A 16432-nucleotide genomic window follows, 5' to 3' on the forward strand; every position below is an offset into this window, starting at 1 on the left:
CTCGTTGCTCAGTTTTGAGAGTTCAAACTCTCACATATGACTTCCAAAATATACTTGTATTCAAGTGTTGAGGAATTTGATATGATGTTCTTCCGGGATTAAAACCGGTGAATATTGCACCTTGAAAACTGGATACCGAAACGAAATTGCGTTTTAGAATATTCCTTTAAGCTGATCTTGTGTAAACAAGTGAAATAAAGGTAGCCAATAAGGAAAGATATTTTGCTTATAGCAAAAATCATTTTCTTATTGAACATCGACATTTTCTTTCTGCGAAAGAAAAGTCTAGGTTAAGCTACAAAGAGCACACGGAGGATGCCTAGGCGCCAGGAGCCGACGAAGGACGTGGCGAACAACGATAAGGCCTCGGGGAGCTGTAAGCAAGCTTTGATCCGGGGATGTCCGAATGGGGAAACCCGGCTGTCTTCATCGACAGTCACTACTCACTGAATTCATAGGTGAGTGAGAGGCAGACCAGGGGAACTGAAACATCTAAGTACCCTGAGGAAGAGAAAACAATAGTGATTCCGTCAGTAGCGGCGAGCGAACGCGGATTAGCCCAAACCAAGGAGCTTGCTCCTTGGGGTTGTGGGACGTCTCACATGGAGTTACAAAGGAACCGGTTAGATGAAGAGGTCTGGAAAGACCCGCCAGAGAAGGTAAAAGCCCTGTAATTCAAAACTTGTTCTCTCCGAGACGGATCCCGAGTAGTGCGGGGCACGTGAAACCCCGTATGAATCCGGCAGGACCATCTGCCAAGGCTAAATACTCCCTGGCGACCGATAGTGAAGCAGTACCGTGAGGGAAAGGTGAAAAGCACCCCGGAAGGGGAGTGAAATAGATCCTGAAACCGTGTGCTTACAAGAAGTCAGAGCCCGATCGATGGGTGATGGCGTGCCTTTTGTAGAATGAACCGGCGAGTTACGTTCCCGTGCAAGGTTAAGGTGAAGAGCTGAAGCCGCAGCGAAAGCGAGTCTGAATAGGGCGACTTGAGTACGTGGACGTAGACCCGAAACCGGGTGATCTACCCCTGTCCAGGGTGAAGGTGCGGTAACACGCACTGGAGGCCCGAACCCACGCATGTTGAAAAATGCGGGGATGAGGTGGGGGTAGCGGAGAAATTCCAATCGAACCCGGAGATAGCTGGTTCTCCCCGAAATAGCTTTAGGGCTAGCCTCGGAAAAAAGAATCGTGGAGGTAGAGCACTGATTGGGTGCGGGGCCCGCAAGGGTTACCAAGCTCAGTCAAACTCCGAATGCCATAGATTTAGTTCCGGGAGTCAGACAGTGAGTGCTAAGATCCATTGTCGAAAGGGAAACAGCCCAGACCATCAGCTAAGGTCCCTAAGTGTGTGTTAAGTGGGAAAGGATGTGGAGTTGCACAGACAACCAGGATGTTGGCTTAGAAGCAGCCACCATTGAAAGAGTGCGTAATAGCTCACTGGTCGAGTGACTCTGCGCCGAAAATGTAACGGGGCTAAACACACCACCGAAGCTATGGCTTGATGCTTTGCATCAGGGGTAGGGGAGCGTTGAATGCGGGTTGAAGGTGTACCGGAAGGAGCGCTGGACTGCATTCAAGTGAGAATGCCGGTATGAGTAACGAAAAGATCTGTGAGAATCAGATCCGCCGAAAGCCTAAGGGTTCCTGAGGAAGGTTCGTCCGCTCAGGGTAAGTCGGGACCTAAGGCGAGGCCGATAGGCGTAGTCGAAGGACAACAGGTAGAAATTCCTGTACCACCGTAATCCGTGATGAGCGATGGGGTGACGCAGTAGGGTAGTGACGCGGACTGATGGATGTCCGTCTAAGCAGTGAGGCTGATGTGTAGGCAAATCCGCACATCGTAAGGCTGGGCTGTGATGGGGAGCGAAAATTATAGTAGCGAAGGTCATGATCTCAGACTGCCAAGAAAAGCCTCTAGCCAGGAGAAGGTGCCCGTACCGCAAACCGACACAGGTAGGCGAGAAGAGAATTCTAAGGCGCGCGGAAGAACTCTCGTTAAGGAACTCGGCAAAATGACCCCGTAACTTCGGGAGAAGGGGTGCCTCGGTAGGGTGAATAGCCCGAGGGGGCCGCAGTGAAAAGGCCCAAGCGACTGTTTAGCAAAAACACAGGTCTGTGCGAAGCCGCAAGGCGAAGTATACGGGCTGACGCCTGCCCGGTGCTGGAAGGTTAAGGGGAGTGGTAAGCCTTCGGGCGAAGCTATGAACCGAAGCCCCAGTAAACGGCGGCCGTAACTATAACGGTCCTAAGGTAGCGAAATTCCTTGTCAGGTAAATTCTGACCCGCACGAATGGCGTAACGACTTGGGCGCTGTCTCAACGAGAGATCCGGTGAAATTTTAATACCTGTGAAGATGCAGGTTACCCGCGACAAGACGGAAAGACCCCATGGAGCTTTACTGCAGCTTGATATTGAATTTGGGTACGATCTGTACAGGATAGGTGGGAGCCGTAGAACTTTGAGCGCCAGCTTGAAGGGAGGCATCCTTGGGATACCACCCTGATCGTATCTAGGTTCTAACTTGGTACCGTGATCCGGTACGAGGACAGTGTCAGGTGGGCAGTTTGACTGGGGCGGTCGCCTCCTAAAGAGTAACGGAGGCGCCCCAAGGTTCCCTCAGAATGGTTGGAAATCATTCGAAGAGTGCAAAGGCAGAAGGGAGCTTGACTGCGAGACCTACAAGTCGAGCAGGGACGAAAGTCGGGCTTAGTGATCCGGTGGTACCGCATGGAAGGGCCATCGCTCAACGGATAAAAGCTACCCTGGGGATAACAGGCTTATCTCCCCCAAGAGTCCACATCGACGGGGAGGTTTGGCACCTCGATGTCGGCTCATCGCATCCTGGGGCTGAAGTAGGTCCCAAGGGTTGGGCTGTTCGCCCATTAAAGCGGTACGCGAGCTGGGTTCAGAACGTCGTGAGACAGTTCGGTCCCTATCTGTCGTGGGCGTAGGAAATTTGAGAGGAGCTGTCCTTAGTACGAGAGGACCGGGATGGACGTACCGCTGGTGTACCAGTTGTTCCGCCAGGAGCACCGCTGGGTAGCTATGTACGGAAGGGATAAGCGCTGAAAGCATCTAAGCGTGAAGCCCCCCTCAAGATGAGATTTCCCAATTAGTAAGACCCCTTGAAGACGACGAGGTAGATAGGTTGGGGGTGGAAGTGCAGTAATGCATGGAGCTGACCAATACTAATCGGTCGAGGGCTTATCCTAAGATAAAGCGCAATAAGTTTCGGATCCAGTTTTCAAGGTGTAACCTTGAAGTTAGAATTTGCGAGGCAAATTCATGTTTGGTGGCGATAGCGGAGGGGTTCCACACGTACCCATCCCGAACACGACCGTTAAGCCCTCCAGCGCCGATGGTACTTGGACCGCAGGGTCCTGGGAGAGTAGGACGCCGCCAAGCAAAGTCCTTTAAAGGATGATAAAATTATAAATTAGGGCCTTTAGCTCAGCTGGTTAGAGCGCACCCCTGATAAGGGTGAGGTCGGTGGTTCGAGTCCACTAAGGCCCACCATTTCTAGATTGACTAAAAGTATGGGGCTATAGCTCAGCTGGGAGAGCGCCTGCCTTGCACGCAGGAGGTCAGGGGTTCGATCCCCCTTGGCTCCACCAATATTCCCTGATAGCTCAGTTGGTAGAGCACTCGACTGTTAATCGAGTTGTCACAGGTTCGAGTCCTGTTCGGGGAGCCATATTTTTAATACTTCTGAATTTTATATATAAGGTGGCGGCGTAGCTCAGCTGGCTAGAGCGTACGGTTCATACCCGTGAGGTCGGGGGTTCGATCCCCTCTGCCGCTACTCGGAGAGATACCCAAGTGGCTATAAGGGGACCCTCTGCTAAGGGGTTAGACTGCGAAAGTGGTGCGAGGGTTCGAATCCCTCTCTCTCCGCCATAAATTTATTAAATCAGAATTCATTTTGTAAGGCCCGTTGGTCAAGGGGTTAAGACACCTCCCTTTCACGGAGGTAACAGGGGTTCGAATCCCCTACGGGTCATAATATGGAGGCTTAGCTCAGCTGGGAGAGCATCTGCCTTACAAGCAGAGGGTCGGGGGTTCGATCCCCTCAGCCTCCACCATATTTTATATCGCGGGGTGGAGCAGTTCGGTAGCTCGTCGGGCTCATAACCCGAAGGTCGTAGGTTCAAATCCTGCCCCCGCAATTAATTTCCTATTGGAAATGCCTCTGGAACTGTGGTGTAGAGGCCTAACATGCCTGCCTGTCACGCAGGAGATCGCGGGTTCGAATCCCGTCAGTTCCGCCATTTAAATGCATATAGTACGAACTATATGGTATAGTTATAAAATTAAATATGGCTCGGTAGCTCAGTCGGTAGAGCAGAGGACTGAAAATCCTCGTGTCGGCGGTTCGATTCCGTCCCGAGCCACCTTTCAAGTGGGAATTGGTAATGTGCCGGTGTAGCTCAATTGGTAGAGCAACTGACTTGTAATCAGTAGGTTGGGGGTTCAAGTCCTCTCGCCGGCACCATTTTGGAGGATTAGCGAAGTGGCCAAACGCATCAGACTGTAAATCTGCTCCCTTACGGGTTCGGTGGTTCGAATCCATCATCCTCCACCAGTTTTATAATCATATGGCGGTCGTGGCGAAGTGGTTAACGCACCGGACTGTGACTCCGGCATTCGTGGGTTCAAGCCCCATCGGCCGCCCTTTGATTCTTAATTTAATGGGGATTAGCCAAGCGGTAAGGCAACGGACTTTGACTCCGTCATGCATAGGTTCAAATCCTATATCCCCAGCCATTAAGAGCCATTAGCTCAGTTGGTAGAGCACCTGACTTTTAATCAGGGTGTCGAAGGTTCGAGTCCTTCATGGCTCACCATTTATAAATTATTTTGCGGTCGTGGCGGAATTGGCAGACGCGCACGGTTCAGGTCCGTGTGGGCTAACCCCCCGTGGAGGTTCGAGTCCTCTCGACCGCACCATATTTTGCGGACGTGGCTCAGCGGTAGAGCATCGCCTTGCCAAGGCGAGGGTCGCGGGTTCGATTCCCGTCGTCCGCTCCATTATCCATACGGCGCCATAGCCAAGTGGTAAGGCAAAGCTCTGCAAAAGCTTCATCCCCAGTTCAAATCTGGGTGGCGCCTTAACTGCTCATTATGGAATTTAATATGCGCCCTTAGCTCAGCTGGATAGAGCGTTTGACTACGAATCAAAAGGCCGGGAGTTCGAATCTCTCAGGGCGCGCCATTTCTTAAAAAATGTATAATGTCGGGATGTAGCTCAGCTTGGTAGAGCACCTGGTTTGGGACCAGGGGGTCGCATGTTCAAATCGTGTCATCCCGATACTGATTTGCGGGTGTAGTTCAATGGTAGAACTCCAGCCTTCCAAGCTGGTAGCGTGGGTTCGATTCCCATCACCCGCTTTTTGCTATAGCGGATTCTTGTTGCCTCAGTGGTGACACCTTATAAATAAAGAGAGCCTGTCTGGGGACAGAGCTCTCTCTTTTTTTTGTACATTTATATTCCATAGATTCCACAAAGTGATGGCTATTGTTAGTGCTTGCCATCGGTGTATCTCTCCTGTTCCTGCAGGGGGATACACCGATAACTGATCTAGTGCACAGATTTTACACTGGAATGGTTAGTTGGATAGAGGTTCCCTGATTTGGAGCAGAAGTCATGCTCATGAAGCCGCCTACTCCTCTAGCTCGTTCTTCCATGCTGAACAATCCAACTCCCTCTCCTTTGGATTCTCCAGAGAAGCCCATACCCTCATCCCGAATAGTTACTTTTATTATTTCGTCTTGATCCTCTACATCAACGTATGCTTCTGCTACATCTGCGTATTTAGCCACATTCGTCAGTGCTTCTTGTACAATTCTATAGATTGCTATTTCTTTTCGGATATCAAGGCGTTTACGTAAAGTACATTGAAAATGCACTTCGATTCCGTAATGCGAACAGAAATTTTCAATATAAGTTCTTAGGGCCGGTACGACACCCAAATCATCCAAAACTGAGGGACGAAGTTCCCACGCTAAGCCGCGAACATCTTTAATGATATCAGTTACCTGTGTACGCAGATTTTCCAGAGTAGCACTGGGCTGTTCAGCTAGTTGGCTATCTAGTTGAATAATAAGTGAAAACAGGCTTTGACCAATCCCATCATGAAGCTCTCTTGAAAAGCGTTTACGCTCTTCCTCCTGTATTTGCATGACTTGCGTCATCATGGTCTGAAGCTCTGCCTCTACTTTTTTTAATTTAGTTACTTCATTACGGATCGCTAAGTACTGATAGGGTTTACCTTCCTCGTCCATAAATGGAACAATCGTAGTATTCACCCAGTAGTAGCTGTTATCTTTAGCACGATTTCGTATTTCTCCCTGCCATACCTCACCAGAACGGATCGTAGTCCACAGGTTCTTCATGAAGGCTCGAGTATGATAGCCCGAATTAATGAGACGATGATCCTGCCCGATCAATTCTTCACGACTATATTGCGAAATCTCACAGAACTTATCGTTTACGTACTGAATAATTCCTCGATGATCGGTCAGAGCAACGATGGAAGATGTATCTAGAGCAAATTTAAGATTGGATAACTGGTGGAGAGAACTACGAAGTACATGGAGAAAAGGAGAATCTGGTATATGAATTTCCAAATCATTCAGTAGTTTATCGGTTGACTCCCCAAAGGCGGGCTGCAGTAAAAGGTTAGAAGGTTCATTCATAATGGAGCAACCCCTTTTTCAGTGCAAATTTGACCAACTCAGGCCGTGTTTTCAAGTTAAGCTTCTCCATAAGGTTGCTTTTGTGGGACTCTACGGTTTTGACGCTAATCACCAGGTGTTCGGCAATTTCCTTGTTGGCATATCCTTTGGCTACCCACGATAGAATCTCTTTTTCCCGCTCAGACAGGGATTCATACGGTCCGGCTATGCCCTCTTGTTTGATTTTATCCAGATATTCACTCATCAGGCGTTTAGTTGCATTGGGATACAGATAGGCACTGCCTTCGGCCACAGACTGGATGGCAGCGAGTAATTCCTCATGAGGTGCACTTTTTAAAATATATCCAGATGCTCCGGCTTGAATGGCTCGGAACAGATATTCCTCATCATCATGCATTGTTAGAATAAGCACTTCTGTATCTGGCAACTGTTTTTTTAATTCGGTGGTTGCCGTGAGGCCATCTTTGCCAGGTGGCATACTAAAATCCATGAGCACGACATTAGGTTGTAGCTCCACCGCTTTGCGGATTGCTTCATCCCCGTCTGCTGCATCTCCTACTACCTTAATACCGTTTTTGCCGTCCAATAGGGCCATGAGGCCAGAACGTACGACAACATGATCATCCACTACTAGTATACGAATCAATTAGTCATCCCCTCGAACGGTAAAAAACCGTGCGTTTTGTCATAATCATAGCAAATTTTAGGGATTTCAATCAACAGAGATAGTTAGATGAGCTGTTCATGTTCACTTATATTTATAATTTTATTTTTCTTCAAATATCAATCTATGGAGTGAGAGGGAGAGCACATAGCTGGCCAAGGCGATGAGCGACTTGAGTGGCCTTGGCTACATCAGAATCGGTGAATGTCCTCACATCACGGTTACCAACAAGTAGCACACCGTTTGGCAAGTCTCCTGTACTGGAAAAGGGAATGGCTACTGCAGAATGTAACTGTTCGGCCAGCATAAGCGCACATTCTTGACGTAAACGTATACTGCCTGATATTAAAGCGCTAACGGTTACGGTACGCCCCAGACGAACAGCCATCCCGGCAATCCCATGACCGACTTTAAAAGAGATAAGGCGATAGCGATTGTTTCGGCTGCCGGAGGCATAATACCAATGCAACTTACCCCCTGACCTGGACATAAATGCAAGTGCAGTGAGATCCCCATAAACATGATCTCGCAACTGGTTCAGTTCATTTCGCATTTCATCCGTTATTTGTAGCATAGAAGACACATCCTTTATCTTAACCAACTGTAGCTCTAATTTATTGTAATTCCGACAGGTACAAAAGTAATTCAGGGAACCCCCTGATCTATAGGCGCAGGAAACACTGACTTTTCATTAGACTGGGTAATCAATAAGAGGTGGGGCGATAAATGGGGCATTAGATAATCCTGGAAGTGATATTTATCACTGCAAATCAGGGAGTAGAGAGGTGCAAAATCAGGTGTTCTCCCGATAACAACCCAGGAATCAAAACATTATGATAAAGATATCAGGTAAACACGAGGAGGACGCTAATATGCAAGCCACTTGTATGGAACGGTTTAGGGACGAAACGCAGCGCACGGGGATTCAACTTTTTCTGACGGAAGAGCATTTTGAGCTATTAAAAGATATCATGTCCTGGAAGAAGGTAAAGGCAGGCGTTATGCTTTTTCGAGAGGGTGATGATGCGGAGCAGCTTTATTATATACATTCGGGTCATGTTAAACTCCGTAAATCGACAGAAGACGGTAAAGAATTGATTCTGACTATTCAGCACCAAGGCGATTTGATCGGGGAGTTTAGTGGGATAGATGGGGAAGAGTATAGTTGTACTGCAGAAACAGCCGATGTGTGTGAGTTAGGTGTTGTGCTTGTTAAGGACCTGGAGTCACTCCTGTCTAAGAACGGGGAAATGGCGCTTCAGTTCATACAGTGGATGGCAATGAAGCAACGAATTATGCAATCACGGTTTCGGGACTTACTGTTGTATGGTAAAACGGGGGCACTAGCGTCTACACTGATCCGTGCAAGTAATACATGTGGTGTAGCTGTGAAGGATGGCATTTTACTGAACATGAAGCTAAGTCACTCCGAACTGGGCGAGATGATTGGAGCAACGCGCGAAAGTGTGAATCGGATGCTGAGCTCGCTAAAAGAGCAGGGAACCTTGGATACGAGAGACGGAAAAATCGTCATTCATGACCTGAAGGTGTTGCGTGCCATGTGCTGTTGTCCTTCGTATGGCCAATGTGCCCATGAGGTTTGTAGGTTATAAAATGATGAGCATCGTTAGGCGGGGGGCTAAAAGACTCCGTCTAATTGTAAGTCTTCTGACAATAAGCAAATAAAAGGAACGAGTATTATAAATATCAAAAAAATCGACGACGCGTTTAGCGGCAAATCAACGATATAGTTTTTTTTAAAAGTAGTACATGTTGAAATAGCTGACTATTAGCAAATAAAATTCAGATATTGGATATTTGTAAAATATTACAAGTTGTATTCTGTAGTTGAAAATGGTATATTATTTGAGCTGACAACAAAACAGCCGTTTCGAAAAAGAATAACTAGGGCGAAACAATCTTCGAAAAGAAGAGAAAAAAATAACTCTTGCATTCTTGGAACGAACATGATATGATCTTATAGCTGCTGAAAAACGCAGCGAAAAAGAATTTGATCTTTGAAAACTGAACAACGAGTGAGTAAATTGATTTTGTTCGCAAAATCAACAATGAGATATTTTATCTCGTCAGTTTCAACATGAGCTAATCGCTCTTTCTATAAACCAACTTCGGTTGGTCTTTAATGGAGAGTTTGATCCTGGCTCAGGACGAACGCTGGCGGCGTGCCTAATACATGCAAGTCGAGCGGGGTTATGTAGAAGCTTGCTTCTAAATAACCTAGCGGCGGACGGGTGAGTAACACGTAGGCAACCTGCCCACAAGACAGGGATAACTACCGGAAACGGTAGCTAATACCCGATACATCCTTTTCCTGCATGGGAGAAGGAGGAAAGACGGAGCAATCTGTCACTTGTGGATGGGCCTGCGGCGCATTAGCTAGTTGGTGGGGTAATGGCCTACCAAGGCGACGATGCGTAGCCGACCTGAGAGGGTGATCGGCCACACTGGGACTGAGACACGGCCCAGACTCCTACGGGAGGCAGCAGTAGGGAATCTTCCGCAATGGGCGAAAGCCTGACGGAGCAACGCCGCGTGAGTGATGAAGGTTTTCGGATCGTAAAGCTCTGTTGCCAGGGAAGAACGTCTTGTAGAGTAACTGCTATAAGAGTGACGGTACCTGAGAAGAAAGCCCCGGCTAACTACGTGCCAGCAGCCGCGGTAATACGTAGGGGGCAAGCGTTGTCCGGAATTATTGGGCGTAAAGCGCGCGCAGGCGGCTCTTTAAGTCTGGTGTTTAATCCCGAGGCTCAACTTCGGGTCGCACTGGAAACTGGGGAGCTTGAGTGCAGAAGAGGAGAGTGGAATTCCACGTGTAGCGGTGAAATGCGTAGAGATGTGGAGGAACACCAGTGGCGAAGGCGACTCTCTGGGCTGTAACTGACGCTGAGGCGCGAAAGCGTGGGGAGCAAACAGGATTAGATACCCTGGTAGTCCACGCCGTAAACGATGAATGCTAGGTGTTAGGGGTTTCGATACCCTTGGTGCCGAAGTTAACACATTAAGCATTCCGCCTGGGGAGTACGGTCGCAAGACTGAAACTCAAAGGAATTGACGGGGACCCGCACAAGCAGTGGAGTATGTGGTTTAATTCGAAGCAACGCGAAGAACCTTACCAGGTCTTGACATCCCTCTGACCGGTCTAGAGATAGGCCTTTCCTTCGGGACAGAGGAGACAGGTGGTGCATGGTTGTCGTCAGCTCGTGTCGTGAGATGTTGGGTTAAGTCCCGCAACGAGCGCAACCCTTATGCTTAGTTGCCAGCAGGTCAAGCTGGGCACTCTAAGCAGACTGCCGGTGACAAACCGGAGGAAGGTGGGGATGACGTCAAATCATCATGCCCCTTATGACCTGGGCTACACACGTACTACAATGGCCGGTACAACGGGAAGCGAAGCCGCGAGGTGGAGCCAATCCTAGAAAAGCCGGTCTCAGTTCGGATTGTAGGCTGCAACTCGCCTACATGAAGTCGGAATTGCTAGTAATCGCGGATCAGCATGCCGCGGTGAATACGTTCCCGGGTCTTGTACACACCGCCCGTCACACCACGAGAGTTTACAACACCCGAAGTCGGTGAGGTAACCGCAAGGAGCCAGCCGCCGAAGGTGGGGTAGATGATTGGGGTGAAGTCGTAACAAGGTAGCCGTATCGGAAGGTGCGGCTGGATCACCTCCTTTCTATGGAGAATCGTTTCCTGCAATGGAAACATTCAAATATGAAGCATAAGCTTCAAACTTACTCACTCGTTGCTCAGTTTTGAGAGTTCAAACTCTCAAATTGCACCTTGAAAACTGGATACCGAAACGAAATTGCGTTTTAGAATATTCCTTTAAGCTGATCTTGTGTAAACAAGTGAAATAAAGGTAGCCAATAAGGAAAGATATTTTGCTTATAGCAAAAATCATTTTCTTATTGAACATCGACATTTTCTTTTTTCGAAAGAAAAGTCTAGGTTAAGCTACAAAGAGCACACGGAGGATGCCTAGGCGCCAGGAGCCGACGAAGGACGTGGCGAACAACGATAAAGCCTCGGGGAGCTGTAAGCAAGCTTTGATCCGGGGATGTCCGAATGGGGAAACCCGGCTGTCTTCATCGACAGTCACTACTCACTGAATTCATAGGTGAGTGAGAGGCAGACCAGGGGAACTGAAACATCTAAGTACCCTGAGGAAGAGAAAACAATAGTGATTCCGTCAGTAGCGGCGAGCGAACGCGGATTAGCCCAAACCAAGGAGCTTGCTCCTTGGGGTTGTGGGACGTCTCACATGGAGTTACAAAGGAACCGGTTAGATGAAGAGGTCTGGAAAGGCCCGCCAGAGAAGGTAAAAGCCCTGTAGTTCAAAACCCGTTCCCTCCGAGACGGATCCCGAGTAGTGCGGGGCACGTGAAACCCCGTATGAATCCGGCAGGACCATCTGCCAAGGCTAAATACTCCCTGGCGACCGATAGTGAAGCAGTACCGTGAGGGAAAGGTGAAAAGCACCCCGGAAGGGGAGTGAAATAGATCCTGAAACCGTGTGCTTACAAGAAGTCAGAGCCCGATCTATGGGTGATGGCGTGCCTTTTGTAGAATGAACCGGCGAGTTACGTTCCCGTGCAAGGTTAAGGTGAAGAGCTGAAGCCGCAGCGAAAGCGAGTCTGAATAGGGCGAATGAGTACGTGGACGTAGACCCGAAACCGGGTGATCTACCCCTGTCCAGGGTGAAGGTGCGGTAACACGCACTGGAGGCCCGAACCCACGCATGTTGAAAAATGCGGGGATGAGGTGGGGGTAGCGGAGAAATTCCAATCGAACCCGGAGATAGCTGGTTCTCCCCGAAATAGCTTTAGGGCTAGCCTCGGAAAAAAGAATCGTGGAGGTAGAGCACTGATTGGGTGCGGGGCCCGCAAGGGTTACCAAGCTCAGTCAAACTCCGAATGCCATAGATTTAGTTCCGGGAGTCAGACAGTGAGTGCTAAGATCCATTGTCGAAAGGGAAACAGCCCAGACCATCAGCTAAGGTCCCCAAGTGTGTGTTAAGTGGGAAAGGATGTGGAGTTGCACAGACAACCAGGATGTTGGCTTAGAAGCAGCCATCATTGAAAGAGTGCGTAATAGCTCACTGGTCGAGTGACTCTGCGCCGAAAATGTAACGGGGCTAAACACACCACCGAAGCTATGGCTTGATGCTTTGCATCAGGGGTAGGGGAGCGTTGAATGCGGGTTGAAGGTGTACCGGAAGGAGCGCTGGACTGCATTCAAGTGAGAATGCCGGTATGAGTAACGAAAAGATCTGTGAGAATCAGATCCGCCGAAAGCCTAAGGGTTCCTGAGGAAGGTTCGTCCGCTCAGGGTAAGTCGGGACCTAAGGCGAGGCCGATAGGCGTAGTCGAAGGACAACAGGTAGAAATTCCTGTACCACCGTAATCCGTTATGAGCAATGGGGTGACGCAGTAGGGTAGTGACGCGGACTGATGGATGTCCGTCTAAGCAGTGAGGCTGATGTGTAGGCAAATCCGCACATCGTGAAGGCTGGGCTGTGATGGGGAGCGAAAATTATAGTAGCGAAGGTCATGATCTCAGACTGCCAAGAAAAGCCTCTAGCCAGGAGAAGGTGCCCGTACCGCAAACCGACACAGGTAGGCGAGAAGAGAATTCTAAGGCGCGCGGAAGAACTCTCGTTAAGGAACTCGGCAAAATGACCCCGTAACTTCGGGAGAAGGGGTGCCTCGGTAGGGTGAATAGCCCGAGGGGGCCGCAGTGAAAAGGCCCAAGCGACTGTTTAGCAAAAACACAGGTCTGTGCGAAGCCGCAAGGCGAAGTATACGGGCTGACGCCTGCCCGGTGCTGGAAGGTTAAGGGGAGTGGTAAGCCTTCGGGCGAAGCTATGAACCGAAGCCCCAGTAAACGGCGGCCGTAACTATAACGGTCCTAAGGTAGCGAAATTCCTTGTCAGGTAAATTCTGACCCGCACGAATGGCGTAACGACTTGGGCGCTGTCTCAACGAGAGATCCGGTGAAATTTTAATACCTGTGAAGATGCAGGTTACCCGCGACAAGACGGAAAGACCCCATGGAGCTTTACTGCAGCTTGATATTGAATTTGGGTACGATCTGTACAGGATAGGTGGGAGCCGTAGAACTTTGAGCGCCAGCTTGAGAGGAGGCATCCTTGGGATACCACCCTGATCGTATCTAGGTTCTAACTTGGTACCGTGATCCGGTACGAGGACAGTGTCAGGTGGGCAGTTTGACTGGGGCGGTCGCCTCCTAAAGAGTAACGGAGGCGCCCCAAGGTTCCCTCAGAATGGTTGGAAATCATTCGAAGAGTGCAAAGGCAGAAGGGAGCTTGACTGCGAGACCTACAAGTCGAGCAGGGACGAAAGTCGGGCTTAGTGATCCGGTGGTACCGCATGGAAGGGCCATCGCTCAACGGATAAAAGCTACCCTGGGGATAACAGGCTTATCTCCCCCAAGAGTCCACATCGACGGGGAGGTTTGGCACCTCGATGTCGGCTCATCGCATCCTGGGGCTGAAGTAGGTCCCAAGGGTTGGGCTGTTCGCCCATTAAAGCGGTACGCGAGCTGGGTTCAGAACGTCGTGAGACAGTTCGGTCCCTATCTGTCGTGGGCGTAGGAAATTTGAGAGGAGCTGTCCTTAGTACGAGAGGACCGGGATGGACGTACCGCTGGTGTACCAGTTGTTCCGCCAGGAGCACCGCTGGGTAGCTATGTACGGAAGGGATAAGCGCTGAAAGCATCTAAGCGTGAAGCCCCCCTCAAGATGAGATTTCCCAGTAAGTAAGACCCCTTGAAGACGACGAGGTAGATAGGTTGGGGGTGGAAGTGCAGTAATGCATGGAGCTGACCAATACTAATCGGTCGAGGGCTTATCCTAAAGATAAGACGCAATGAAGTTTCGGATCCAGTTTTCAGGGTGTAACCTTGAAGTTAGAATTTGCGAGGCAAATTCATGTTTGGTGGCGATAGCGGAGGGGTTCCACACGTACCCATCCCGAACACGACCGTTAAGCCCTCCAGCGCCGATGGTACTTGGACCGCAGGGTCCTGGGAGAGTAGGACGTTGCCAAGCACAAAAAAAGAACACAGCCATTAAGGCTGTGTTCTTTTTGTATATCCGATTCATTTATCATTCATATGAAAGGCCCATGGCATGCCTTTGGTTAAAAGCACTACAATATTCTGGTTGTTCCTTGTATAGTGCTGCCTGACGTGCTGCTTCAACTGACATCCAGCACTGTGCGATGTTAATCTATTTCAACCTGTTCTGCCTGGAGGGCACTTAAGGCTTGAAGTTTACGGGTAATTTCCTTTTGCCACTTTGTATCTCCGACTTGTACGGCAAGATTGAGAAGATCCAAATAATCATCGATATGCAGGGAGGTTTTACTAAAAGCTTCTTTCACTGCGGTCCTGCCTCCTTTAAAGTCTATGTGTATTTATCGTTTAATAATGATAATCATTATCAAACAACGATCTTATTCATATTATGCCTGTCTTCTAGATAAATTGCAAGTCATGATATGAATGAATTTTGAAGCACGCAAATGAGGGCTTAAAAAAACAAACCCTTCTCCTTAAGTTCACGCATTGTTCACGTCTTTTCTATGGAACATAATGAAAAGAACAAGCGGGCATTGAGTGTCCACCGACTAGGAGGATAAATTGCGCAATGCTTCAACCAGAGGAGGAATAGGAACATGAGCAGAATAAAGATGAAAGCGTTTGCCGTTGTGGCGGCGGGCGCCTTGGCATTGACGCTGGCAGCTTGTAATAACGGACAGAGCGCAGGTCCGGGAAATTCAGGGGAAAAGGGTGGAGGCAATGTAACGAAGGATGTGACGATTACTTTTCAAAACATCAATCCTGATCCGAGCACCCCCTCGTACAAAATGATTAAGCAGATTGTAAGTCAATACGAGCAGGATCATCCTCATGTCAAAATTGAATTGGATTCGTTAAATACAGATCAGCAAAAGCTCAAGCTAAAAACACAAGCAGCAGCGAAGGAAGTACCGGATATTACGATTGTAAATCCGGCTGCACAGATGAAGCCCTTTGTAGATGCCGGGCTACTGGCACCATTAAATGATGTAGCTGATAAAGAGGGGTTAAAAGATACGTTTCAGGATGGCCTTCTTAATTACTATAGCTTCGATGATAAGCTGTATGCTTTTCCGGATGGTAACAATATAGAAGTGGTCTTTTACAACAAAGAGCTGTTCGAGCAGGCGGGAATTCAAAAGTTGCCGACTACCTTTGATGAGCTGATTACGACGGTCAAGACACTAAAAGCGAAGGGAATTACTCCAATTGCTATTGGGGAAAAGGATTCATGGACTGGTTCCCTCCTTTTTATGAATATTCTGTTGCGTACGAATGAAGGACCAAACTTCCTTAATGATGTGCTGGATGGCAAAAAGACGTTTAACGACCCGGCTTTTGTGGAAGCTGTGGATGCGTTCCAGGAATTGGTGCAGGCTGGGGCTTTCCCGGATGGAGCCACATCTATTGACTATAATGCAGGCGGTAATATTTTTAAAACAGGAAAAGCTGCGATGTATATCATGGGCACTTGGGAAACAGGTTCTATTGATGCTTCTCCGGTAGCGGGTAAGGTCGGAGCGTTTCAGTTCCCTACGGTGAATGGCAAAGGGAATGTAAATGAGTATGTCATCGCGCCAGGTAGCGCGTTTGCGGTATCTGCGAATAGTGAACATTTACAGGAGACGAAGGACTTTCTGCACTATTTTATTACAGAGATGCCCAAGATTCAGTTTGATCTGAAAAATGCAATTGGCAGTGGTCAGAAAATGAAAGGCGATCTGAAGGAAGCGGGTTATTCCGAACTAGCCATTAGTCTCAATGAGCTGTTCAAAAATGTAAAAGGAGGAGACCTCGCTTTTGATAATACGATGAATCCGGCTATTGCGCAGGCGCATCTGAGTAGCATTCAAAACCTGTTTGTGCAACAAGAAGACTCTGCGCAAGTTGCGAAGGAACACCAGAACACTTTTGAAGCCAATAAATAAGTGAGGATTTTGCAAAAAT

The 16432-nt window shown here is 48.7% G+C and carries 6 protein-coding genes, 21 tRNA genes and 5 rRNA genes; 28 read left to right on the top strand and 4 right to left on the bottom strand.

Annotation, left to right across the window (positions count from 1 at the left end; translation table 11 throughout):
• Nucleotides 1-288: 288 nt before the first annotated feature.
• From EGM68_RS02185 to EGM68_RS02295, 23 genes are all read left to right on the top strand, one after another.
• Nucleotides 289-3215 (top strand): 23S ribosomal RNA (locus tag EGM68_RS02185).
• A gap of 76 nt (nt 3216-3291) precedes the next feature.
• Nucleotides 3292-3408: ribosomal RNA gene (gene rrf, locus EGM68_RS02190) — 5S ribosomal RNA — on the top strand.
• Between the two features lie 34 nt (nt 3409-3442).
• Nucleotides 3443-3519, top strand: a tRNA-Ile gene (locus tag EGM68_RS02195).
• A gap of 22 nt (nt 3520-3541) precedes the next feature.
• Nucleotides 3542-3617, top strand: a tRNA-Ala gene (locus tag EGM68_RS02200).
• Between the two features lie 4 nt (nt 3618-3621).
• Nucleotides 3622-3697 (top strand) — tRNA-Asn (locus EGM68_RS02205).
• A 34-nt stretch (nt 3698-3731) separates the two neighbouring features.
• Nucleotides 3732-3805 (top strand) — tRNA-Met (locus EGM68_RS02210).
• Nucleotides 3806-3808: 3 nt separating this feature from the next.
• Nucleotides 3809-3900, top strand: a tRNA-Ser gene (locus tag EGM68_RS02215).
• 31 nt (nt 3901-3931) lie between these two features.
• Nucleotides 3932-4003, top strand: a tRNA-Glu gene (locus tag EGM68_RS02220).
• A gap of 6 nt (nt 4004-4009) precedes the next feature.
• Nucleotides 4010-4085: transfer RNA gene (locus EGM68_RS02225), tRNA-Val, on the top strand.
• Between the two features lie 10 nt (nt 4086-4095).
• Nucleotides 4096-4169: transfer RNA gene (locus EGM68_RS02230), tRNA-Met, on the top strand.
• Between the two features lie 25 nt (nt 4170-4194).
• Nucleotides 4195-4271 (top strand) — tRNA-Asp (locus EGM68_RS02235).
• 50 nt (nt 4272-4321) lie between these two features.
• Nucleotides 4322-4394, top strand: a tRNA-Phe gene (locus EGM68_RS02240).
• A 25-nt stretch (nt 4395-4419) separates the two neighbouring features.
• Nucleotides 4420-4495: transfer RNA gene (locus tag EGM68_RS02245), tRNA-Thr, on the top strand.
• A gap of 4 nt (nt 4496-4499) precedes the next feature.
• A tRNA-Tyr gene (locus EGM68_RS02250) sits at nt 4500-4585 on the top strand.
• A 16-nt stretch (nt 4586-4601) separates the two neighbouring features.
• A tRNA-His gene (locus EGM68_RS02255) sits at nt 4602-4674 on the top strand.
• An 18-nt stretch (nt 4675-4692) separates the two neighbouring features.
• Nucleotides 4693-4767 (top strand) — tRNA-Gln (locus EGM68_RS02260).
• A gap of 4 nt (nt 4768-4771) precedes the next feature.
• A tRNA-Lys gene (locus tag EGM68_RS02265) sits at nt 4772-4847 on the top strand.
• 15 nt (nt 4848-4862) lie between these two features.
• Nucleotides 4863-4950 (top strand) — tRNA-Leu (locus tag EGM68_RS02270).
• Between the two features lie 6 nt (nt 4951-4956).
• A tRNA-Gly gene (locus EGM68_RS02275) sits at nt 4957-5031 on the top strand.
• A gap of 10 nt (nt 5032-5041) precedes the next feature.
• A tRNA-Cys gene (locus tag EGM68_RS02280) sits at nt 5042-5112 on the top strand.
• A gap of 26 nt (nt 5113-5138) precedes the next feature.
• Nucleotides 5139-5215 (top strand) — tRNA-Arg (locus EGM68_RS02285).
• 22 nt (nt 5216-5237) lie between these two features.
• Nucleotides 5238-5311 (top strand) — tRNA-Pro (locus EGM68_RS02290).
• A gap of 9 nt (nt 5312-5320) precedes the next feature.
• A tRNA-Gly gene (locus EGM68_RS02295) sits at nt 5321-5391 on the top strand.
• A 204-nt stretch (nt 5392-5595) separates the two neighbouring features.
• Here the strand turns inward: EGM68_RS02295 and EGM68_RS02300 are convergent.
• The 3 genes from EGM68_RS02300 to EGM68_RS02310 form a co-directional block, all read right to left on the bottom strand.
• A complete protein-coding gene (locus tag EGM68_RS02300; protein ID WP_129548583.1) occupies nt 5596-6699 on the bottom strand; it encodes a PAS domain-containing sensor histidine kinase in 1104 nt (367 codons plus the stop codon).
• Nucleotides 6692-7345: a response regulator gene (locus EGM68_RS02305; protein WP_016818376.1), complete on the bottom strand. Its 654-nt coding sequence runs from the start codon at nt 7343-7345 to the stop codon at nt 6692-6694. Before EGM68_RS02305 ends, EGM68_RS02300 begins: the two co-directional genes overlap by 8 nt.
• A 142-nt stretch (nt 7346-7487) precedes the next feature.
• Entirely contained in the window at nt 7488-7937 is a 450-nt protein-coding gene (locus tag EGM68_RS02310; protein ID WP_058712348.1) for a GAF domain-containing protein, read from the bottom strand.
• Between the two features lie 298 nt (nt 7938-8235).
• Between EGM68_RS02310 and EGM68_RS02315 the strand changes: the two genes are divergently transcribed.
• The 4 genes from EGM68_RS02315 (at nt 8236) to rrf (EGM68_RS02330) (ending at nt 14453) form a co-directional block, all read left to right on the top strand.
• The gene (locus EGM68_RS02315; protein ID WP_064962656.1) at nt 8236-8976 is read left to right on the top strand and encodes a Crp/Fnr family transcriptional regulator; all 741 of its coding nucleotides are present in this window, start codon (nt 8236-8238) and stop codon (nt 8974-8976) included.
• Between the two features lie 527 nt (nt 8977-9503).
• Nucleotides 9504-11057: ribosomal RNA gene (locus tag EGM68_RS02320) — 16S ribosomal RNA — on the top strand.
• A gap of 274 nt (nt 11058-11331) precedes the next feature.
• A 23S ribosomal RNA gene (locus EGM68_RS02325) occupies nt 11332-14258 on the top strand.
• A gap of 78 nt (nt 14259-14336) precedes the next feature.
• Nucleotides 14337-14453 (top strand): 5S ribosomal RNA (gene rrf, locus EGM68_RS02330).
• The 16S, 23S and 5S rRNA genes sit together here, the layout of an rRNA operon.
• Nucleotides 14454-14628: 175 nt before the next feature.
• On the opposite strand, the gene EGM68_RS25625 is transcribed toward rrf (EGM68_RS02330), so the two are convergent.
• Entirely contained in the window at nt 14629-14787 is a 159-nt protein-coding gene (locus EGM68_RS25625; RefSeq protein ID WP_013369026.1) for a hypothetical protein, read from the bottom strand.
• 294 nt (nt 14788-15081) lie between these two features.
• On the opposite strand from EGM68_RS25625, the gene EGM68_RS02335 reads away from it, so the two are divergent.
• Complete coding sequence (locus tag EGM68_RS02335) at nt 15082-16413, top strand: extracellular solute-binding protein (protein ID WP_058711592.1); 1332 nt, start codon at nt 15082-15084, stop codon at nt 16411-16413.
• Nucleotides 16414-16432 lie beyond the last annotated feature (19 nt).

This window comes from Paenibacillus sp. M-152 (assembly GCF_003856555.1).
Taxonomy (GTDB): Bacteria; Bacillota; Bacilli; order Paenibacillales; family Paenibacillaceae; genus Paenibacillus; species Paenibacillus polymyxa_C.